General features: G+C 72.1%; 22 protein-coding genes. 12 read left to right on the top strand and 10 right to left on the bottom strand.

Annotated features, from left to right (window positions below):
- Window positions 1–46 precede the first annotated feature (46 nt).
- The gene (locus QRY02_RS20385) at window positions 47–1,624 is read right to left on the bottom strand and encodes an alkaline phosphatase D family protein (protein WP_285993117.1); all 1,578 of its coding nucleotides are present in this window, start codon (window positions 1,622–1,624) and stop codon (window positions 47–49) included.
- Window positions 1,625–1,772: 148 nt separating this feature from the next.
- Here QRY02_RS20385 and QRY02_RS20380 point away from each other — a divergent pair, with 148 nt between their 5' ends.
- A complete protein-coding gene (locus tag QRY02_RS20380; RefSeq protein WP_285993116.1) occupies window positions 1,773–4,019 on the top strand; it encodes an extracellular catalytic domain type 1 short-chain-length polyhydroxyalkanoate depolymerase in 2,247 nt (748 codons plus the stop codon).
- A 70-nt stretch (window positions 4,020–4,089) separates the two neighbouring features.
- A complete protein-coding gene (locus QRY02_RS20375) occupies window positions 4,090–4,302 on the top strand; it encodes a hypothetical protein (RefSeq protein ID WP_285993115.1) in 213 nt (70 codons plus the stop codon).
- A gap of 350 nt (window positions 4,303–4,652) precedes the next feature.
- Here the strand turns inward: QRY02_RS20375 and QRY02_RS20370 are convergent, their stop codons facing one another.
- The gene (locus QRY02_RS20370) at window positions 4,653–5,168 is read right to left on the bottom strand and encodes an ATP-binding protein (RefSeq protein ID WP_285993114.1); all 516 of its coding nucleotides are present in this window, start codon (window positions 5,166–5,168) and stop codon (window positions 4,653–4,655) included.
- Between the two features lie 246 nt (window positions 5,169–5,414).
- Here QRY02_RS20370 and rho point away from each other — a divergent pair, with 246 nt between their 5' ends.
- Window positions 5,415–6,476, top strand: a complete 1,062-nt coding sequence (rho, locus tag QRY02_RS20365) for a transcription termination factor Rho (protein ID WP_285993113.1) — start codon at window positions 5,415–5,417, stop codon at window positions 6,474–6,476.
- 4 nt (window positions 6,477–6,480) lie between these two features.
- Here the strand turns inward: rho and QRY02_RS20360 are convergent, their stop codons facing one another.
- The 5 genes from QRY02_RS20360 to QRY02_RS20340 form a co-directional block, all read right to left on the bottom strand.
- A complete protein-coding gene (locus tag QRY02_RS20360; RefSeq protein ID WP_285993112.1) occupies window positions 6,481–6,657 on the bottom strand; it encodes a hypothetical protein in 177 nt (58 codons plus the stop codon).
- A 32-nt stretch (window positions 6,658–6,689) separates the two neighbouring features.
- The gene (locus QRY02_RS20355; RefSeq protein ID WP_285993111.1) at window positions 6,690–6,968 is read right to left on the bottom strand and encodes a hypothetical protein; all 279 of its coding nucleotides are present in this window, start codon (window positions 6,966–6,968) and stop codon (window positions 6,690–6,692) included.
- A gap of 102 nt (window positions 6,969–7,070) precedes the next feature.
- Window positions 7,071–7,271: a DUF3072 domain-containing protein gene (locus QRY02_RS20350; RefSeq protein WP_013227672.1), complete on the bottom strand. Its 201-nt coding sequence runs from the start codon at window positions 7,269–7,271 to the stop codon at window positions 7,071–7,073.
- Window positions 7,272–7,337: 66 nt separating this feature from the next.
- Window positions 7,338–7,760 (bottom strand): hypothetical protein, encoded by a 423-nt coding sequence (locus tag QRY02_RS20345; protein WP_285993110.1) that lies wholly within the window; start codon window positions 7,758–7,760, stop codon window positions 7,338–7,340.
- 61 nt (window positions 7,761–7,821) lie between these two features.
- Complete coding sequence (locus tag QRY02_RS20340) at window positions 7,822–8,871, bottom strand: C40 family peptidase (RefSeq protein WP_285993109.1); 1,050 nt, start codon at window positions 8,869–8,871, stop codon at window positions 7,822–7,824.
- Between the two features lie 448 nt (window positions 8,872–9,319).
- Here QRY02_RS20340 and QRY02_RS20335 point away from each other — a divergent pair, with 448 nt between their 5' ends.
- Together QRY02_RS20335 and QRY02_RS20330 are read left to right on the top strand one after the other, a co-directional pair.
- Complete coding sequence (locus tag QRY02_RS20335) at window positions 9,320–10,150, top strand: peptidoglycan-binding domain-containing protein (protein ID WP_285993108.1); 831 nt, start codon at window positions 9,320–9,322, stop codon at window positions 10,148–10,150.
- A gap of 82 nt (window positions 10,151–10,232) precedes the next feature.
- Window positions 10,233–11,051: an LLM class flavin-dependent oxidoreductase gene (locus QRY02_RS20330; protein ID WP_285993107.1), complete on the top strand. Its 819-nt coding sequence runs from the start codon at window positions 10,233–10,235 to the stop codon at window positions 11,049–11,051.
- Here the strand turns inward: QRY02_RS20330 and QRY02_RS20325 are convergent.
- On the bottom strand, window positions 10,993–11,946 hold the full coding sequence (locus QRY02_RS20325; RefSeq protein ID WP_285993106.1) for a threonine/serine dehydratase: 954 nt from the start codon (window positions 11,944–11,946) through the stop codon (window positions 10,993–10,995). The genes QRY02_RS20330 and QRY02_RS20325 overlap by 59 nt on opposite strands.
- Before the next feature lie 84 nt (window positions 11,947–12,030).
- Between QRY02_RS20325 and QRY02_RS20320 the strand changes: the two genes are divergently transcribed.
- Window positions 12,031–12,912, top strand: a complete 882-nt coding sequence (locus QRY02_RS20320) for a LysR family transcriptional regulator (protein WP_285993105.1) — start codon at window positions 12,031–12,033, stop codon at window positions 12,910–12,912.
- Window positions 12,913–12,917: 5 nt separating this feature from the next.
- On the opposite strand, the gene QRY02_RS20315 is transcribed toward QRY02_RS20320, so the two are convergent.
- Window positions 12,918–13,841 carry a LysR family transcriptional regulator gene (locus QRY02_RS20315; RefSeq protein WP_285993104.1) on the bottom strand — a complete coding sequence of 308 codons (924 nt, stop codon included), beginning with the start codon at window positions 13,839–13,841 and terminating at the stop codon, window positions 12,918–12,920.
- A 73-nt stretch (window positions 13,842–13,914) separates the two neighbouring features.
- Between QRY02_RS20315 and QRY02_RS20310 the strand changes: the two genes are divergently transcribed.
- Genes QRY02_RS20310 through QRY02_RS20295 form a run of 4 tightly spaced genes read left to right on the top strand, consistent with a single transcriptional unit; the run spans window position 13,915 to window position 16,974 of the window.
- Window positions 13,915–14,838, top strand: a complete 924-nt coding sequence (locus tag QRY02_RS20310; RefSeq protein ID WP_285993103.1) for a DMT family transporter — start codon at window positions 13,915–13,917, stop codon at window positions 14,836–14,838.
- A 10-nt stretch (window positions 14,839–14,848) separates the two neighbouring features.
- Window positions 14,849–15,745, top strand: coding sequence for an NAD(P)H-binding protein (locus tag QRY02_RS20305; RefSeq protein WP_285993102.1), 897 nt, complete (start codon window positions 14,849–14,851; stop codon window positions 15,743–15,745).
- Window positions 15,742–16,356 carry a CPBP family intramembrane glutamic endopeptidase gene (locus QRY02_RS20300; protein ID WP_285993101.1) on the top strand — a complete coding sequence of 205 codons (615 nt, stop codon included), beginning with the start codon at window positions 15,742–15,744 and terminating at the stop codon, window positions 16,354–16,356. The genes QRY02_RS20305 and QRY02_RS20300 overlap by 4 nt, the downstream gene beginning before the upstream one ends.
- Before the next feature lie 15 nt (window positions 16,357–16,371).
- Complete coding sequence (locus tag QRY02_RS20295) at window positions 16,372–16,974, top strand: SecDF P1 head subdomain-containing protein (RefSeq protein WP_285993875.1); 603 nt, start codon at window positions 16,372–16,374, stop codon at window positions 16,972–16,974.
- Between the two features lie 4 nt (window positions 16,975–16,978).
- Here QRY02_RS20295 and QRY02_RS20290 read toward each other — a convergent pair whose 3' ends face one another.
- On the bottom strand, window positions 16,979–17,449 hold the full coding sequence (locus QRY02_RS20290; RefSeq protein WP_285993100.1) for a MarR family winged helix-turn-helix transcriptional regulator: 471 nt from the start codon (window positions 17,447–17,449) through the stop codon (window positions 16,979–16,981).
- 82 nt (window positions 17,450–17,531) lie between these two features.
- Between QRY02_RS20290 and QRY02_RS20285 the strand changes: the two genes are divergently transcribed.
- Together QRY02_RS20285 and QRY02_RS20280 are read left to right on the top strand one after the other, a co-directional pair.
- The gene (locus QRY02_RS20285; protein WP_285993099.1) at window positions 17,532–18,173 is read left to right on the top strand and encodes an FMN-dependent NADH-azoreductase; all 642 of its coding nucleotides are present in this window, start codon (window positions 17,532–17,534) and stop codon (window positions 18,171–18,173) included.
- Between the two features lie 174 nt (window positions 18,174–18,347).
- The gene (locus QRY02_RS20280; RefSeq protein WP_285993098.1) at window positions 18,348–18,854 is read left to right on the top strand and encodes an ATP-binding protein; all 507 of its coding nucleotides are present in this window, start codon (window positions 18,348–18,350) and stop codon (window positions 18,852–18,854) included.
- Window positions 18,855–18,886: the final 32 nt, after the last annotated feature.

Genomic DNA, 18,886 nt, shown 5'->3' with positions numbered 1-18,886 from the left:
GCTAACCCGGAATCGCTTCACCAGGGTGGCCGTGCCGCACCCACCCTCAGACCAGCCGGATCGGCTCCGCGTCGTCGGCCGGGTCGGCCCGCAGCAGCGTCGCCGTGGCCGTGCGCCCGTCGACGTCCAAGGTCATCACCGCGTTGCCGAAGTGCGGCCCGGACACGCAGTGCCACGACAGCGGCGCGGGCCGGACCCCGGTGCGGCGCGCGAGCCCCTCGCTCACCTTGGTCAGCGTCCGCGACCAGCCGGCCCGGAACAGCCGGTTCATGTACCACGGCACCGTGTTGTGCACCGGCGAGCAGGTCAGCTGGTGGACCGGCGCCGCGGTGCCGCCGGGGAACTCGGCCCGGGCCACGTAGGCGTGGTGCACGTCCCCCGACAGCACGCTGACCGACGCCGGTCCGTCGTCGGCGACGCGGGCGATGAGCTTCGCCAGCCGCTCGAACGACGCGCGGAAGGCCGGCCAGTGCTCGAGGTCCACCAGCTGCCGGATGAACTCGCTGACCCGCCCCACCAGCCCGGGCCGGGCGCAGAGCCGCTCGTTGACCGACTGGGCGCCCGACAGCGCGGTGGGCAGCAGCCACGGCAGCGACGTGCCGATCAGCAGGTGGTCGAACTCGCCGGCCGCCTGCTCCTCGATCCAGCGGAACTCCTCGTCGCCGATCATCGACCGCTCCCCGCCCTCGAGGATCCGCCCGGCCCGCGAGTCGATCACCAGCAGCCGGACCGGGCCGAAGTCGCGCCGGTAGGACCACCGGGTGCCCTTGGCGCCGTCGGCCTCCCGGTCGGCCCGGTCGGCGAACTCGCGCAGCAACTCGGCGTTGTCTTCGCCCGACTTGCGCACCCGCTGGTAGAGGTCGTCTTCGGCCAGCTCCTGCGGCCCGAGGTTGCCGAGGTGCTGGTAGACCCAGTACGAGGCCAGCGCGCCGCGGATGCGCTCCGGCCACCAGGACGTCCGGGCCATCTTCGCGCGCCAGGCCTGCGAGGTGTTCCAGTCATCGCGGACGTCGTGGTCGTCGAAGATCATCGACGTCGGAACGGTCGAGAGCAGCCAGCGGACGGCCGGGTCGCACCAGGCTTCGAAGTACAGGTGGCAGTACTCCTCGAAGTCGGCGACCTCGTTGCCGGGCGGCTTCTCGGTGTCACGCCGGGTGGCGAGCCAGTCCTGCGTCGCGTCGGTCGTTTCGTCGGCGTAGACCTGGTCGCCGAGCAGCAGCAGCGATTCCGGCCACTCAGCCTCGTCGAGGGCGGCCATCCGGTGGGCGTAGGCGGCGAGCGCGTCCGGGCCCAGCGCGTCCTGCTCCCGCGGTTTGCGGCAGGACCCGAACACCAGCCGGAAGCGCGGATCGCCGGGTTTCAGCGTCCGGATGCGGCTCGGCGGCAGGTCACCGTCCGGCTCCGGCCAGACGACGTCGCCGTCGAGCCGCACCTCGTACGGCGTGCTCCGCCCGGGTTCGAGCCCGGTGAGCACGACCAGGGCGTAGTGGTGGCCGGCGACCTCGAACGTCCGGGCGGCGGCGTCGCCGACACCGACTTCGCACGGGCCGTCCGTCTCGACCCAGATCGTCGCCGAAGTGGCGTCGACGTGCCGCAGCAGCGGGCCCAGCAGCAGCTCGGTCATCCCGGAATCCTGTCAGAACTCCGCCGGGACGGCGGATCGGTGACTCTCTCGAAAGTTCCCGAAAGGTTTCGATAATCGTTGACCGGCCGGGCGCGGGGACGAACCATCGTCGCAGCTGCGTTCCCGCCCCCGGAAAGGATTTCCTCGAGTGCGAAGACTCCTCACCGCCCTTTCCGCCGCCGTGCTGGCGATCGCCGCGGCGATCGTGCTGGTCGTGGCGGCGCAGCCGGCGTCCGCGGCCACGTTGACCCGGGTCACCGACTTCGGCAGCAATCCCAGCAACCTCAACATGTACACCTACGTGCCGGACCGCGTGGCGGCCCGCCCGGCGCTGCTGGTGGCCGTCCACTACTGCACCGGCTCGGCGTCGGCGATCTTCAACGGCTACGCCCGCGACTACGTCACCGCGGCCGACCAGTACGGGTACGTCATCGTGTTCCCGGAAGCCACCCGCAGCGGGCAGTGCTTCGACGTCTCCTCGCCGCAGGCCCTCACCCGCGGCGGCGGCAGCGACCCCGTCGGCATCCTGTCGATGGTCAACTGGGCCAAGCAGCGCTACAACGTCGACTCCTCCCGCGTGTACGTCACCGGCTTCTCCTCGGGCGCGATGATGACGAACGTGCTCGCCGCGGAGTACCCGGACGTGTTCGCCGCCGGTTCGGCGTTCATGGGCGTGCCCGCCGGCTGCTTCGCGACCACCGACGGGTCGAGCTGGAACAGCCAGTGCGCCAACGGGCAGCTCAGCAAGACCCCGCAGCAGTGGGGTGACCAGGCCCGGCAGATGAGCGGCGGGCGCACCGGCCCGTTCCCGCGGATGCAGCTGTGGCACGGCACGGCCGACGACACCCTGCGCTACCCGAACTTCGGGGAGGAGATCAAGCAGTGGACGAACCTGCAGGGGATCGGCCAGACGCCGTCGTCGAGTGATGCCCCGCAGTCGGGCTGGACGCGCACCCGGTACGGCGCCACCGGCACGCAGGCGCCGGTCGAGGGCATCAGCGTCCAGGGTGCCGGGCACTCGCTGCCGCAGAACGGGATGATCCAGTACGCCATCGCGTTCCTGGGCTTGAACAGCGGCTCGACCACGACCACGCCGACCACGCCCACCACACCGACCACTACGACGTCGTCGACACCGCCCGCCGGCAGCACGCTCGGCAGCGCGGCGGCCCGGACCGGGCGCTACTTCGGCACGGCGGTCTCGGCGAGCAAGCTGTCGGACAGCGTGTACACCGGCATCCTGAGCCGCGAGTTCTCCATGATCACGCCGGAGAACGAGATGAAGATCGACGCGACCGAACCTTCCCAGGGCCAGTTCTCGTACGCCAACGCGGACCGGATCGTGAACCAGGCGGCCAGCCAGGGCGCCCGGATGCGCGGGCACACGCTGGCCTGGTACTCGCAGCAGCCCGGCTGGATGCAGGGCATGGAGGGCTCGGCGCTGCGGCAGGCGATACTCAACCACGTCACCCAGGTCGCGTCCCACTACCGCGGCAAGATCTACGCGTGGGACGTGGTGAACGAGGCGTTCGCCGACGGCGGCTCGGGCGCCCGGCGTGATTCGAACCTGCAGCGCACGGGCGACGACTGGATCGAGGCGGCGTTCCGCGCGGCGCGGGCGGCCGACCCGGACGCGAAGCTGTGTTACAACGACTACAACACCGACGACTGGAGCCAGGCGAAGACCCAGGCCGTGTACCGCATGGTCCAGGACTTCAAGTCCCGCGGCGTGCCGATCGACTGCGTCGGCTTCCAGTCGCACTTCAACCCCAACAGCCCGGTGCCGTCGAACTACCGGACGACGCTGCAGAACTTCGCCGACCTCGGGGTGGACGTCCAGATCACCGAGCTGGACGTCGAGGGCTCGGGGACCGCGCAGGCGAACAACTTCCGCACGGTCACGCAGGCGTGCCTCGCGGTCGCGCGCTGCACCGGGATGACGGTGTGGGGCATCCGCGACACGGACTCGTGGCGAGCGTCGGCAACGCCGTTGCTGTTCGACGGCAACGGCCAGAAGAAGGCGGCCTACACGGCGGTGCTCGAGGCGTTGAACGGCGGCGCACCCCCGGACGGCGGCACGACCACGCCCACCACCACCTCGACCACGCCCACCACCCCGGCACCCGGTGGCTGTTCGGCCGCCTACGTCAAGACGGCGGAGTGGAACGTCGGTTTCAACGGCCAGGTGACGGTGTCGGGGACGAACAACTGGGTGCTCACGGTGACGTTCCACCCACCCCAGAAGGTGATCGGCAGCTGGAACTACACGGGAACGTGGGACAGCACGGGCTACGTGCTGACGGCGAGGTCCAACGGGAGCGGCAACGTCATCGGCTTCACGGTCCAACACGGCGGCAACCTCACCGACCCGACGGTGACCTGCGCGACGGGCTAGTCCACAGTGGTCGTCATCACAGGGTCCAGGTGCTGCGAAAACTGTCGGTGGTGACGGATAGCCTCAGCACATGAAAACGGACGACGCGACAGTCCCGGCGCACCAGCTCACCAAGGGCCAGTGGTTCTGGCACGAGCCGGCGCCGGGGCTGCCCGCGTGGCAGCTGCAGGTGAATTCGGCGGAGTTGCGGGAGGACTCCGTCGAGATCTTCACCACCGATGACGAGCGAGAACTGGTTTCGTACCCGAGGAACAGGCTGATCCGCCTGGCCGAGGCGGCTTGAGGGAGGTCGCCGGGGGAGTTTGCCGGGCCGCCGAGGTGACGTGGGCGTCCAAGGCCGGGTACCGGGCGGTGGGCGGGGTTGAGCGGCCGCCGGAGTGAGTGCGGGCCGGACACCGCGCCGAGCGAACGGCCGTTGCGGTCCAGCCGGGGTGCCCTGGACGTGAACCCGCCGGCTCGCTGGTAGGCGAGCCGGCGGTGTGGGGTCGACTGGCGCTGGGCCGGTCGGTGATCTCCTTCGGCTTGGCAGGGCCGGTGGTTTCCCTCGGTTGGGTCGGCCGTCGGTCTCGTTCGGCTCGGCTGGGCCGGCCTGCGGTTCCCTCGGCTCGGCCGGGCCGCGCCGGGGGCGAGTGGCTAGCCCGCGTCCCGGAGGGCAGGCGGGCGCCACGTCATGCGGACCGTGGTCCCCGTGGTGCTCGAGTCTATGTCGGACTGGTCCGTCACCTGGTCGATCAGCAGCAGGCCGCGGCCACCCGAGGTGCGCAGGGCCGCCGCGCGTGGGCGCGTCGCCGGGATGCCGCAGCCGGTGTCCGTCACCGTCACCGTGATCGCGTCACCCTCCCGGCGAGCCTGCAAGCGGGCCCAGCCGTGGCCGTCCGGGTAGGCGTGGGCCGCTACGTTGGCCAGGGCCTCGTACGTCGCCAGCGTGATGTCGTGCGTGCTGTCCGCGTCGAGCGGGAACTCGCTCAGCCACTGGATCAGCTTGCGGCGCAGGCCGGCCATCTCGTTCGGCAGCGCCGGCGCCAGCTCTTCGAATGTCGAGACGACCACGGCTCCGGCGGTGAAGTGCTCCGGGGCCGTGGTCCCGGCTTGGTCGGCGTCGGTGCTCTCGCCCGTATCGACGCCAGTTTCCGGGGTATGTCGATACACGATCCGCTCCCATCGTTCAGCCGCGGTTTCCCCCGTTTCAGCGGGCTTCTCTGATGGACTACCCAACGCCACGGACTCTTACCCGTTGTGCTTCGTGAGATGTGTCGCTACAGTGGAGACGCTCCTCGCGGATGCCGGCCACTCGGCCGCCCGGAGGCAGCTCCCCGGATCCAGGCCACTCGGCCTCTTTCCCTTTCCCGGCCTCGCCGTCTGTGTGCGGGCCCAGCACCACTTCAGGAGACACCCATGTCTTTTCACGGAATCCTCGACCTGTCCGGCAAAACCCCGTTCGCCCGGCCCGGCTACCGGCCCGCGCCCGAGGACTTCGCCGTCCCGCTTTCCCTGGTCCGCAAGCACAACCTGCGGCCCGGCGACGAAATCACCGGCACCGCCGAGAAGATCACCAGCGTCAACGGCCGCGACCCCGACGAGCCGCGGCCGCGCTTCGCCGACCTCGTGCCGGTGCACCCGGACCGCCGACTGCTGCTCGAAACCACGCCGACGCGGCTGCTGCCCCGCGTCCTCGACCTCGTCACCCCGCTCGGCCGGGGACAACGCGCCTTGGTCGTTTCGCCGCCGAAAGCCGGGAAAACCACCGTGCTGCGGGAAATCGGCCACGGGCTGTCGGTCAACCACCCCGACTGCCGGCTGCTGGTCCTGCTCGCCGACGAACGTCCCGAAGAGGTCACCGAGCTGAGCCGGACCGTGCGCGGCGAGGTGATCGCGTCCACTTTCGACCGTCCGCCGGCCGAGCACGTGGCTGTCGCGGAACTCGCCGTCGAGCGCGCGAAACGCTTGGTGGAGCACGGCGAAGACGTCGTCCTGCTGCTCGATTCGCTCACCCGGCTCGGCCGCGCGTACAACCTTTCCGCACGCCCATCCGGCCGCACGCTGTCCGGCGGTGTCGACTCGGCCGCGTTGCAGCCGATGAAGCGGATCCTCGGCGCCGCACGGAACGTCGAGGGCGGCGGTTCGCTCACGATCGTCGCGTCGGCGCTGGTGGAAACCGGTTCACTGGCCGACACGGTGTTCTTCGAGGAGCTGAAGAGCACCGGCAACGCCGAACTCAAGCTCGACCGCAAGACGGCCGAGCGGCGCGTCTTCCCCGCGGTCGACGTGGCCGCCTCCGGCACCCGGCGCGAAGAACTGCTGGTCACCCCGGGCGAACTCGCGGCCATGCGCGAAGTCCGGCGGGCGTTGCCGGGCCCGCACGCGATCGAGCAGCTGCTGGAGCAGCTCCGCAAGACCGGCTCCAACGCCGAGTTCCTGTTCCGCGTGACGGGCGCGGCGCTGCCGGAAGCCGCCTGAACGCTCAGCTTTCGCGCCGCTCCCGCAGTTCGCCGATCACTTTCGCACCGACACCGCGGGCTTCCTCGGGACTGTCCGGCGGTTCGCCCTCGCCGGGCCGGTAGAGCCGGTCTTCGGCACGGCCGGGATCCTCGGTCTCGGGCCGGGCGATCTCGGGTTGCTGTTCATTCGGATGAGACATTCCCCAGAGGTACCCGGTCTCCGGGCCTTCACTCATCGAGGTGGCTGGTAGGGGGTCGACCGCGGGTAGGACGGCCGTTCGGGCCCGCGGTTCAGGGTGGCGACCAGAAACCCGAACCCGACCACGGTGACGACGAGCGGCGCCGCTCCGGGAGCGAAGATCCACCACCCGACCCCGGCGGCGGCCACCACCCAGGCGGCGACCAGGGTCCGTTTCGCGGTGAGCGGGTACGGCTTCGGCAGCTCCCGGACGGCGACTCCGCCGAGCACGAGCAGTCCGGCGAGGGTGACGAGGAGCACGGTCAGGTACACGGGATGTCCTCCTTGGGGGAGTAGGGCATCTCCCGGATGACTACCCGCGCGGGTGACCGGCAAGCCGTGGCGTCGGGCACACCGGCCGCGGGCCGGCGCCCCTCACGTGCCGCGGCCGGTCGTCTTCTGCAGGGCGTCGATCCGCTCGGACGCCTCCGCCTTCGTGAGGTTGTCCGGCACCTCTTCGCCGGCTTCCTGCGCCAGCGTCTGCAGGTACGACTTCTGCGGCCCGGTCATCGGCTCGTCGCCGGTGGTCCAGTCGCTCGGGTCCTTCTCCGGGTTCGGTTCCACCTGATCAGTCATCACAACTCCAATCGAACATCTGTTCGCCTGCGTCCGACTGTAGCGCAGGGCTCCGACGATCGCCGCTCACGTGCCGGCCGGGGGTGTGCTCGGGCCGCCGGCCTCGTGACCCGGTCGGCCGTGTGTCCGGCGCTCGTCCTTCATCTGCTGTTCGTGCAGGTGGCGGCGCCCTCCGGTGAGCGAAGCGAGCAGCTCACGCTCAAGGTCGCGGCACGACTTGTAGTAGCCGTCGTCGTACTCCTCGACGACCTGGAAAGTCCACCGATCGGGTAATACGTTGAGTCCGATGAGCTCTTCGGAGATCCGCCGCGCCCAGTCGGTGTGGCCGGCCTTCTCCAGCTGCTCCACGGCCTCGCCGAGGGCCAGGTCCGCACTGCCGGTCAGCTGGTGGAAGGAGTAGAGGTGCCCGCGAGCCCGCTCGATCGTCTCGAGGGCCTCGGTCACCTTGCCGACGGCTTCGACGGTGGCGGCGTCAGGGTTCACGTCCATGCGCGAAAAGTGCCCCGTTCCGCGATTTCTACACTTCGCGGAACGGGGCACCGGCCGGACGTCAGGCCGTGGGGCGCGTGGCCCCCGCGTACTCGCTCATCAGCGGCGAGATCTTGACGACGTCGCCGCTCGTCGGCGCGTGCACCATCTTGCCGTCGCCGATGTACATCCCGATGTGGGACACGGGGGAGTAGTAGGCGACCAGGTCGCCGGGCTGCAGCTGGGCGCGCGACACCGAGGTGCCGAAGCCCGCCTGCGCCGACGACGTCCGCGGCAGGGTGATGCCGGCCTGCTTGTACGCCCACTGCATCAGGCCCGAGCAGTCGAACGTGCTCGGCCCGGTGGCGCCCCAGACGTAGGCGCTGCCGAGCTTGCTGAGCGCCGCGTCGACCGCCTTCTGCGCCGCCGCGCTGGGTGCCTTGACACTCGGCGCCGCACCGCCGGTGTCCTTCTGGGCGGCCTTGTCCGCGCTGCTGAGGTTCCGGCTCTGCGCCTCGATCTGGTCGATCTGGCCCTGCAGGTCCTTCTTCTTGGCCTCGATGTCCGACGCCAGCTTCGCCGCCGCGTCCCGGGCGTCTTGGGCCCGCTTCGCCGCGTCGGCGGCCGACTTCTCGGCCGCCGCGGCCTTGGCCGCCGCGCCGCTGAGGTTGCCCATCGCGGCGTTCTTGTCGGTCGCGATGACATCGAGCGCCGCCGAACGGTCCAGGAAGTCCTGAGTGGACGCTCCGGCCAGCAGCGCCGACAGCTTGTTCATCTGGACACCGCTGGTGAACGAAGCTCCGGCGAACTTGTCCACTTCGGACTGGTACTTCTGCTTCGCCTCGACGGCTTGGGCGCCGGCGTTCTTCGCGGCGTCGACGTCGGCGTTGGCCTTGTCGAGCTGACCCTGCTTCGCGGTCAGGTCGTCCTGGGCCCGGAGCAGGTCTTCATTGAGTTTTTCCGCCTGTGCCGCGAGATCGCGGTACTTGGCGAGGGCGTCCGAGCCGGCGGGGGGCGCCTGCAGGACGGGGACGGGGGCGGCGGTGGCCGGCTGGGCCATGGTGACGACGGTGATCACCGAGGCCGCGGCGAGGGCACCTGACACCACGCGCTTGACGGGATGCGAACGCATTCTCGCGCGGGTCTCCTTTGCTGATCGGCCGCCGGCGGGTGCCGGGAGGGCGAGCGGGGGTCTCGCCCGTGCCCAGAGCGCGCTCGACCGCAACAGGAAGAGCCCGCTTGGGGTCCGGTACCCGGCAGGGGGTATCGGCGGCGATCTCGCGTCGCCGTCGGGGGACGACCGGGGGCCGCGAGATCTCGAACAGGTTACGAAACGAGCACGGACACGTCCAGGCCGGGACGCCGGAAACTCTCCGTGACGGGCGATGACACGGCTGGACCAGGAGGAACCCGAACGTATTGTGGCTGAGATTACACGCCGTTACCGCAGATGAGTGGTCCCGGACACGAGCCGGCGTCCGCGAGGTTCGCGTGCCGGGGGTGAATCCGGTTTGTACGTCCCTTGTATCCGGTTGCGTGATTCTCCTGACCGAAGCGATTCCGACCCATGGAGGACCAGGATGTTCACGAAGGCCGCCGTACTCACGGCGCTCACCGCCGCCGCGTTCGCCGTGGCCGCACCGGCTCAGGCCGAGACTGCGGCCACGACGGTGCTGCCCGGTGCGAACATGGAGGCCGTGCTGAAGGCGGCCCAGATCGACCCGCGCCGCGCCGACGACACCCTCACGCCGGGCGCGCACGACAGCGTGCTGCTCGTCGAGCAGGCGCTGCAGGCGAAGGGGCTGCTCGACAGCCAGTACGTCGACGGCTACTTCGGCACCACGACGATCACGGCGTACTCGCAGTACCAGAAGTCGTTGGGCTACACCGGTCTCGACGCTTCCGGCCTGCCGGGCAAGACCTCGCTGGAGAAGCTGGGCGAAGGCCGGTACACGGTCACGAACGCGGTTTCCGCGGGCAGCCAGGTGACCTACCACGGCAAGACCCTCAACACCCGCACCAAGGCGATGCTCGTTGCGGCGGAGGGAAAGGCGGGCTTCCAGGTCACGCTGACGCAGGGTTCCTACAACGCCGGCGGCGTCGACGCCTCGGCCGGGACGCACGACGGCGGCGGCGCGATGGACATCTCGGTGTCCGGCATGTCGTCGACCAACCGCACCAACCTGCTGAAGGCGCTGCGCAACGTCGGGTTCGCGGCCTGGTACCGCACGCCGGCGCAGGGCTTCGACTACCACATCCACGCGATGGCCGTCTCCGACCCGGACCTGTCGTCGGGTGCGCAGCACCAGACCGGCGACTACTACCTGGGCATGAACGGCCTGGCCGGCCGCGGCGCCGACGACGGCCCGCAGGTCGCGAAGGTCACCTGGGAGGAGTACCAGCGCGGCTGATGCCGGGGTGCGCCCGGCCGTGGTGGCACGGCCGGGCACACCGGTGGTTTGATCGGGGGACCAACGACGTGGGGGTGTTCCGATGCCGCAGAAGGTGTTCCGGTTCGGCGTGGTCGCGGGCGCGACCGAGGGTGGTGCGAAGTGGCTCGCCACCGCTCGCCGTGCTGAAGAACTCGGCTATTCGACGCTGCTGTGCCCGGACAACCTGAACATGCCGACGCCGACCGCGGCCCTCGCGGCGGCCGCCGCGGCGACGACCGAGCTGCGTGTCGGCTCGTTCGTGCTGGCCAGTCCGCTGCGCACCGCCCGGGCGGCGGCCTGGGAGGCGCGCAGCCTGACCGTCGTCACCGACGGCCGGTTCGAGCTCGGGCTCGGCAGCGGTCGGCCGGAAATGCGGCAGCAGGCCGAAGAACTCGGGCTGCCGTACGGCTCGGGACAGGAGCGGCTCGACTCGATTTCCGAGACGATCGACCACGTCCGCCGGCTGGACGGCGACGCGCACACGCCGGTGATGATCGCCGCGGGCGGCCCGAAGGTCCGCCGGCTCGCCGGCCTGAAGGCCGACATCGTCACGATGGCCGGCGACGTGCTGACCACCCGGGAGGAAATGACCGGGCACATCGAGGAAGTCCGGTCGGCGGCCGGTGACCGCGACCTCGAGTTCGCGATGAACATCTGGGTCGTCGGCGACACGGTCCCGCCGTGGATCCGCGGCTTCCTCGGCGTCGACGCCGAGACGCTCATCGAGCACGACTCCCTCGGCCTGCTCCGCGGCGGCGTCGACGACATGGTGGCGGAGCTCGAACGCCGCCGCGAGGAACAGGGCGTGTCCTACTTCAGCGTCAACGGCGCGTTCCTCGAGGAGTTCGCCCCGGTGGTGGCGCGGCTGTCGGGGAAGTGAGCGTGGCGGGGTCGGTGTTGGCGCCGCACAGCAGGACGGCGACCCGTTCGCCCGGCGCGGGCCGGTAGGCGCCGGAGAGCAGGGCGGCGAACGCGGTCGCCCCGCCGGGTTCGACGGCGAGGCGGTAGCGGTCCCACAGCGCCGCCCGCGCTTCGACGATCGCGGCGTCGTCCACCAGCACCGAGCCGGCGTTCGTGCGGGTGGCGACCGCGAACGCGATGTCGCCGAGCCGGGACGCGCCCAGCGAGTCGGCGGCGACACCGGCGACGCCGACCGTGACCGGCTCGCCGGCGGCCAACGCCGAGTGCAGCGTCGGGATCGTGCGCGGCTCGACGCCGACCACGCGCGCCCGGCCTTCGACCGCGGCGGCCACGCCGGCCAGCAGCCCGCCACCGCCGACCGCGACGAGGATCGTGTCCAGGTCGCCCGCCTGCTCCAGCAGTTCGAGGCCGAGGGTGCCCTGGCCGGCGCAGATGTCCGGCTGGTCGTAGGCGTGGCAGAACAGCTCGCCGGTGTCCGCCGCGTGCTTGACCGCCGCGTCGTAGGCGTCGGCGTACTTCTCGCCGACGAGCTCCACCGCCGCGCCGAGCTGCCGGAGTTTCGCGACCTTCACCGCGGGCGCGGTCGCCGGGACGTAAACCCGCGCCGGGAGACCGAATTCCCGGGCGGCGTAGGCGACGGCCAGACCGGCGTTGCCGCCCGACGCGGTCACGACTCCGGCTTGTTCGCCCGCGGCGAGGATCCGGTTGAAGGCGCCGCGGGCCTTGAACGACCCGGTGTGCTGCAGCTGTTCCAGCTTGAACCACACGCCTTCGTCCGCGGCGAGCACCGGCGTCCGGCGGATCCGGCCCTCGATGCGTGCCGCCGCCCGTTCGACATCCGCTGTGCTGATCATGGCTTCAGCATGCGCGCGGGCCGACGTAAGCACCAGCGACGTCTCCTATGCTGGAGTTAGCGGAACTTACGGCTGGAGGCTTCCGTGCTCGACGCCCACCGCCTGGCCGTGCTGGCCGAGGTCGCGCACGCCGGCTCGATCGCCGCGGCCGCCAAGCGGCTTTCGTTCACCCCGTCCGCCGTCTCGCAGCAGCTGGCCAAGCTGGAGCGCGACGCCGGGGCCCGCCTGCTGGACCGGCACGCCCGCGGCGTCACGCTCACGCCGGTCGGGGAGGCGCTGCTCGTCCACGCCGAGGCGATCGTCGGAGAGCTGCGCACGGCCGAGCGGACCGTCCGCGCGCTGCTCGACGAGGAGCTCACCGTCGGCACGTTCGCCAGCGCGGGCATGACGCTGGTGCCCGCCGCGCTCGCCGGATTCCGCCGCGACCACCCCGGCGTGGCGCTGCGGCTGCTGGACCTGGAGCCACCGGACGGGTACGGCCTGGTCAGCTCCCGCGAGCTCGACCTGCTGATCACCCACCGCTACCCCGGCGCGCCGCTGCCCGACCCGCGCGGCCTGCAGCGGACGCTGCTGCGCTCGGAGCGGTTCCGGCTGATCCTGCCGAAGGGGCACGCGAAGGCCGGCGCCCGCCGGCTCACCCTGCGGGCACTGGCCGCGGAGGACTGGATCTCCGGCAGCCCGGGCGTGCCCAACCGGGCCTGTCTCGAGCAGCTCGCTGACGCCGCGGGCGTCCGGCTGCGGGTGGCGTACGAAACCCGGGACTACCAGGTGATCCTGGCGCTGGTGGAGGCCGGGCTGGGCATCGCGTTCGTGCCGGAGAGCGTGCTGGAGCGGGTGGGCCCGGCCCGCGTCGAGGTGCGCGACGCGGCGGACGCCCAGCCGGCCCGGGACATCTTCCTGGTGCACCACCGGCGTCCGGGCCCGCTGGTGACCGAGATGGTGGCCCGGTTGAGCCGTCCACAGTAGACGGCTCAGCCGACCGGCCGGCCCGCGCTCTCGAAGCGCGCCGAGGCCGCCCGCAGCGCGTCCAGGCACGCCCGCACCGCGCCGCGGTCCTCCTCCCCGGCCCGGCAGACCGCGTAGATCGTGCGGGTCAGTGCCGGGCGGGTGGCCAGGATCCGCACCCCGTCGGGCAGCCGGTCGCGGGCCAGCCGGGGGACCAGTGCCGCGCCGACGTTGCCCGCCACCAGGGCCAGCTGGGTCGGGTAACCGCCGACCGCGCAGCTGATCCGCGGCTCCAGCCGCTGCTTGCGCAGCACCTGCACCAGCCATTCGTAGCACCCCGACCCCGCGCTCCAGCCGATCCACGGCAGGTCGTCCACTTCGGACAGATCGACCGCCTTGCGGTGGGCCAGCCGGTGCCCGGCGGGCAGGGCGAGGTCGGCGACGTCGGAGAACAGCGCGATGCGCGTCGTGGATGGCGGAAGCACCGTCGGGCGGTCGTTCCAGCTCTCCAGCACGCCGACGTCGAGGTCGCCGGCCAGCACGCGGGGCAGCGTCTGCTCGGCCTCACCCTCGTGCAGGGTCACGGCCAGCCGCGGGTGCCGGTCGGCGAGGGTGGCCAGCGCGGGCGGCAGCAGCGCGTGGACGGTCGTCGGGATCGCGCCGATCCGCAGCGGCCCGATGACGTCCTCGCGCAGCAGCTCCAGGTCCGCCTTCGCCGCGGCGACCTGCGCGAGGATCCGCTCCGCGTGCCCGGCCAGCACCTGGCCCGCCTTCGTCAGCCGGACGCCGCGGCCGCGCGGCGCCAGCAGCGGCTGGCCCGCCTCCCGTTCCAGCTTCGCCAGCTGCTGCGACACCCCGGACGGCGTGACGTGCAGGGACTCGGCCGCAGCGGCGACCGAGCCGTGGGTCGCGACCGCGTGCAGTGCCCGTAGTCGCTCGAGTCCATACACGGAAGAAATGCTACCGAATTCCACGCAGAAACATTCGCTTGTCCTTGACAGTGGCCGGCCGCACGCTGGAGACGTGACCACGACCGCGTCCCGGCCCGCTCCGCCGTTCACCAGCCGCTTCGACCCGCGGCTGCTCGCCGCGCTCGGCAGCTTCTGCATCTCGCTGTCGTCGGTCTTCATCAAGGTTTCGCACGTCAGCGGCAGCACGAGCGCGTTCTGGCGCTGCCTGCTCGCGTGTCCGGTGCTGCTCCTGCTGGCCGGACGCGAACGGCGGAGGGCCGGCCCCGCGCCGCGCCGCCGGGTGCTCTTCCCGCTGCTGGCCGGGACCGGGCTCGGCCTGGACTTCGTGCTGTGGGGCGAAGCGATCCCCCGGGTCGGCGCCGGCATCGCCACCGTGCTCCTCGCCGTACAGGTGGTGATCGTGCCGCTGCTGGCGTTCGCGTTCCTGGCCGAGCGGCCGTCGAAGCGGTTCCTCGCCGCGGTGCCGGTGCTGCTCGGCGGGATCGTGCTGGCCGGCGGGTTCGCCGGCACCGGCTCGTTCGGCTCGGACCCGGTCACCGGCGCCGTCGCGGCGCTGCTCGCCGGCGCCGGGTACGCCGGGTACCTCTTCCTGATCCGGCTCAGCGGCGGCACGGGCACGCAGGCGGGCTCGCTGGTGCTGGCCACGGTCTCCGCCGGTGTGGTCGCCGTCGTGCTCGGCGTCCCGACCGGCACGCTCGACCTGGCGCCGGGCTGGTCCGCGTTCGGCTGGCTGGTCGCGCTCGCCGGCGTCGGCCAGCTGGCGGGCTGGCTGCTCATCTCCGCCGCGCTGCCCCGGATGTCCGCCACCACCGGGGCGACGCTGATGCTGCTGCAGCCGGTCGGCGCGGTGCTGCTCGGCGTCGGCCTGCTCGGGGAGACACCCGGATGGGGCCAGCTGATCGGGTGCGCGGGCGTCGTCGCCGCGGTCTGCTTCGCCGGGAGCGGACGTTCTGCGCGCGAAGGCCGTCCCGGCTAACGTCGCGGGCATGCGGGTGCTGGTGGCGGGAGCTTCGGGGTTCGTCGGCAGCCGGTTGTGCCCGGAGCTGGAGACGGCCGGGCACGAGGTGCTCGCGATGACCCGGCACCCCGCGAAGTACCGCGGCGCCGGGAAAGCCGTCCGCGGCGACGTCGCCGACGTCGGCTCGCTGCGGGACGCGCTCAAGGGCGTCGAAGCCGCCTACTACCTCGTGCATTCACTCGACAGTGCGGACTTCAAGCGCCGCGACGCCGACGCCGCGCGCGCGTTCGCCCGGGCCGCCGCCGGCGCGGGCCTGCGCCGGATCGTCTACCTCGGCGGGCTCGGGAACGACGCCGATGCGCTGTCGGACCACCTCGCCAGCCGCCGCGAGGTCGAGCGGCTGCTGGGGGAGACCGGCGTGCCGGTGACGGTGCTGCGCGCCGGCATCGTGGTCGGGCACGGCGGCACGTCGTGGGAGCTGACGCGGCAGCTGGTCGAGCACCTGCCGGCGATGGTCACCCCGCGCTGGGTCGGCACGCGCACCCAGCCGATCGCGGTCGCCGACGTCGTCCGCTACCTGGTCGGCGTTCTCGACCACCCGGAGGCCGCGGGCCGGACGTTCGACATCGGCGGCCCCGAAGTGCTGGCCTACCGCGACATGCTGCAGCGGGTGGCGGCGATCGAGGGCCGGCCGCTGCTGATCCTGCCGGTCCCGCTGCTTTCCCCGCGCCTGTCGTCGTACTGGCTTTCGCTCGTCACGGACATCGACGTCACCACCGGGCGGGCGCTGATCGACTCGATGACCAACGAGGTCGTCGTCCGCGACGACGCGATCCGCCGGATCGTCGAGTTCGAGCCGATGGGCTACGACGAAGCCGTCCTGCAGGCCCTGGGCGAGCGGGCGAAGAGCCGGCGGACGGCGTGAAGCCGGTCCTCGCCGCGGTGACCGCCGCCGGGTCCGGGCTGCTCGGTGCGTCACTGGCCAGCCGTCCCGGCTCCCGCCGCTTCCACGTGCTCACGGCCTCGGTGGCGGCGACGTGGCTCGCCGGGGCGCAGGCGGCCGGACCGGTGCCCCGCGGCCGCCGGGAGCTCCTCCAGCCGGTGGTGGCGGGAGCGGCCGCGTTCGGCGTGTTCTACGGGTGCGCGCTGGTGGCCCGCCGCATCCCGCTGTTGCGCCGGGCGATCACCGGAGTCCTGGACCACGCCCACCGCGGATCGAAGGCCTCGGTGGCGGCGACGACGTTGCTCACGGGAGCGGCGGAAGAGGTGTTCTTCCGCGGCGCGCTCTACGACGCGGCGGGCGCCCGGGCGTCCACCGCGGTGTACGTGCTTTCCACGACGGCGACGCGAAATCCCGCGCTGGTGCTGGCGTCGGCGGCGATGGGCACGCTGTTCGCGTGGCAGCGCGGCCGGTCGGGCGGGGTGCAGGCACCGTTGCTGACGCACGTGGTCTGGTCGGCGCTGATGCTGGGCTTCATGCCGCGCCTGTTCCCGCCGGAAACTCTCGACTCAGCCGGGGTCCGCGCACCAGAATGACCGCTTGTGCGGATCATGCTCGCGGCTGTCGCCGTCCTCGTCGCTGTCGCCGGATGCCAGGCCGAGGTGGCAGGCCACGCCGATCCTCTCCAAGACGGCTTCGTCGTCAAGGACGGGACGCAGCTGCGGTTCCGCCCCGTCCTGAGCGAGGTGCCCGCCGGCCCGGCGGCCGGCTCACCGGGGCAGCGGCAGAGCACGGACCCCGCCACGCAGGAAGCCGCCGCGCGGGCGCTCTCCTGCGGGCCGGGCGAACCGGATGCCCTCGACGGCCGGGACGACCCGGCGCTTCCGCTGGTCAGCTGCGACCGCGCGCAGGGCACCCGGTACCTCCTCGGCCCGGGTTTCCTCAGCGGCGCGGACGTGAGCTGGGTGGCGGCACGTGTGGATCCGGAGACCGGAAACGCCGCCGTCACCGTGAACTTCACCGCCGCCGGGGCGGGGACGTGGGCGGAGTGGACCGGGCACAACCTCGGCAAGCAGGTCGCCATCGTCCTGAAGAGCCGGGTGCTCACCGCGCCGATGATCCAGTCCGCCATCACCGGCGGTACCACGCAGATCACGGGCCGGCTCACGCTGCCCGAAGCGCAGCAGCTGGCGCGGGAGATCGCCGGCGCCTGACCGCTCAGCAGGGTGGTACTTCCCGGCACGCCTCGGTGGCGGTCTTGCTGCTCGCCTGCTGCAGAAGCGTGTAGAGCGTCTCGCGCTGGTCGTCGCTCAAACCGCTGAACACCTCGTCCTCGACCGCCGTCAGGGCGAACTCGGCACGGGCCAGCAGCTTCGCGCCGACGTCGGTCAGCTCGACCAGGTGACGGCGGCGGTCGGCGGGGGACCGGCGGCGCTCGATCAGGTTTTCCGTCTCCAGCTCGTTGAGCAGGGTGACCACGTTCGTGCTGTCCATTTCCAGGATCTTCGCCAGGTCCTGCTGCGAGCTGCCGCCCCCGTCGCGCAGCACGGTGAGGGCGATCAGGTGGCGCGGCCGCAGCCCGAGCGGGGCCAGCACCGACTCGCTGCGCAGCCGCAGCCGGCGCGCGAGGTGGTCGACCAGCGCGCCGCAGCGGTGCGGGGGCTGGTTGACGACCGGGAGCGAGGTCATGCGCCCAGTATATGGGCAGACTGATGGTCGATGTGCTATCAATAGTTTGTCCTACACCAACGATCTATGGACGGCTAACGACATGGCGCATCTCCTCCACATCGACTCGAGCATCCAGGGCGAGCGCTCGGTGAGCCGCCGGCTCAGCGCGCGGGCCGCCGCGGCGTGGCGCGCCGCGCACCCGGACGGCACGGTCACCTACCGCGACCTCGGCGCGCACCCGCTGCCCCACATCGACGCGGCGAGCGGCCAGGCCGGGATGGTGCCGCCGGACCAGCACACGCCCGAGCAGGCGGCCGCGTGGGCGCGGACCACCGAGCTGGTCGCCGAAATCAAGGCGGCCGACACCGTGCTCCTGGGCCTGCCGCTCTACAACTTCGGCGCGCCGAGCAGCGTGAAGACCTGGGTCGACCACCTCATCGCGCCGGGCCTCTCGGTCGACCACGAAACCCGGACCGGCCTCCTCGGCGGCCGCGAGTTCATCGTGCTGGCGTCCCGGGGCGGCGGGTACGGCGAGGGCACGCCCCGCGAAGGCTGGGACCACGCCGAGCAGTGGCTTCCGCACGGCGTCTCGCTGACCGGCCTGGAGCCGCGGTTCATCACGGCGGAACTCACGCTGGCCCACGTGAACCCGGCGATGGCGGAGCTCATCCCGCTGGCCGACGCGAGCCTGGCCACGGCCGAGCGCGTCATCGACGAGCTGTGGGTCCCGGCGCACGTCTGACCGCCGGGGGCCGGGTGTCGCGGCTCCGCGACGCCCGGCCCAGGTCCGGGAGCCGCTCGAAGACCCCGCCGGATGCCCCCGACGGCAGCAACGCCCCGCCCGGGCGGTAGCGTGCCGCGGCGGGCGGACTGACGTGGTGTGGCACGGGCCGCACCCGGGCGAGGAAGGTCGGGTTTGAGCGCGCACACCTCCCAGATGGACGACATCCGGCTCGTCGCGCAGCCCAGCGCGCTACCGGTCACCGAGCTGTTCGTCCGCCTGATTCTCACCGACTGGTCCCTGCTGCCGATGCTGGAGCAGGTGACCGCCACCGCGAGGCGGCTGGTCGAGGCCGTCGTCGACGCCAGTGACCCCAAGGCCCCCGCCTTCGTCACGCTGCGGCTGCGGCTGCGCGCCGAGGTGCTCTCGATCGAGGTCGACGACGACGTCCCCGGGCGGCCGGACCCGCAGGCCCGGCCCGGCGAGCGGCTGGGCGTCGAGCCCGCCGAGGGCGGCGGCCGCACCACCTGGTGCGAATTGGCGCTGCCGGGCGGGATGACCGCGCGGCAGGTGCGCCTGCCCCGGCGTCAGGACCGCCGGACGCTGGTCGACGAGCCCGTCTCCGGCGATCCCGTGGCCGCGGACCCGGAGGTCCTGGAGCGCCTGCTGACCCGGCTGAGCGGCTGGTCCGGCCAGAGCTGAACGCTTTCCCGCGCGCGTCCGTGCATCCAGGC

It is taken from the genome of Amycolatopsis sp. DG1A-15b, from assembly GCF_030285645.1.
Classification (GTDB): Bacteria; Actinomycetota; Actinomycetes; order Mycobacteriales; family Pseudonocardiaceae; genus Amycolatopsis.
The sequence above is the reverse complement of the archived record's forward strand: the minus strand, read 5'-3'. Positions and strand labels throughout refer to the sequence as shown.

Coding starts and splice junctions, on each gene's coding strand:
- QRY02_RS20325 (WP_285993106.1), bottom strand. CDS start 11,946: ATGATCAGCACAGCGGATGTCGAACGGGCGGCGGCACGCATCGAGGGC.
- QRY02_RS20340 (WP_285993109.1), bottom strand. CDS start 8,871: ATGCGTTCGCATCCCGTCAAGCGCGTGGTGTCAGGTGCCCTCGCCGCG.
- QRY02_RS20345 (WP_285993110.1), bottom strand. CDS start 7,760: ATGGACGTGAACCCTGACGCCGCCACCGTCGAAGCCGTCGGCAAGGTG.
- QRY02_RS20285 (WP_285993099.1), top strand. CDS start 17,532: ATGGCGCATCTCCTCCACATCGACTCGAGCATCCAGGGCGAGCGCTCG.
- QRY02_RS20290 (WP_285993100.1), bottom strand. CDS start 17,449: ATGACCTCGCTCCCGGTCGTCAACCAGCCCCCGCACCGCTGCGGCGCG.
- QRY02_RS20350 (WP_013227672.1), bottom strand. CDS start 7,271: ATGACTGATCAGGTGGAACCGAACCCGGAGAAGGACCCGAGCGACTGG.
- QRY02_RS20330 (WP_285993107.1), top strand. CDS start 10,233: ATGCCGCAGAAGGTGTTCCGGTTCGGCGTGGTCGCGGGCGCGACCGAG.
- QRY02_RS20375 (WP_285993115.1), top strand. CDS start 4,090: ATGAAAACGGACGACGCGACAGTCCCGGCGCACCAGCTCACCAAGGGC.
- rho (WP_285993113.1), top strand. CDS start 5,415: ATGTCTTTTCACGGAATCCTCGACCTGTCCGGCAAAACCCCGTTCGCC.
- QRY02_RS20385 (WP_285993117.1), bottom strand. CDS start 1,624: ATGACCGAGCTGCTGCTGGGCCCGCTGCTGCGGCACGTCGACGCCACT.
- QRY02_RS20360 (WP_285993112.1), bottom strand. CDS start 6,657: ATGTCTCATCCGAATGAACAGCAACCCGAGATCGCCCGGCCCGAGACC.
- QRY02_RS20335 (WP_285993108.1), top strand. CDS start 9,320: ATGTTCACGAAGGCCGCCGTACTCACGGCGCTCACCGCCGCCGCGTTC.
- QRY02_RS20305 (WP_285993102.1), top strand. CDS start 14,849: ATGCGGGTGCTGGTGGCGGGAGCTTCGGGGTTCGTCGGCAGCCGGTTG.
- QRY02_RS20295 (WP_285993875.1), top strand. CDS start 16,372: ATGCTCGCGGCTGTCGCCGTCCTCGTCGCTGTCGCCGGATGCCAGGCC.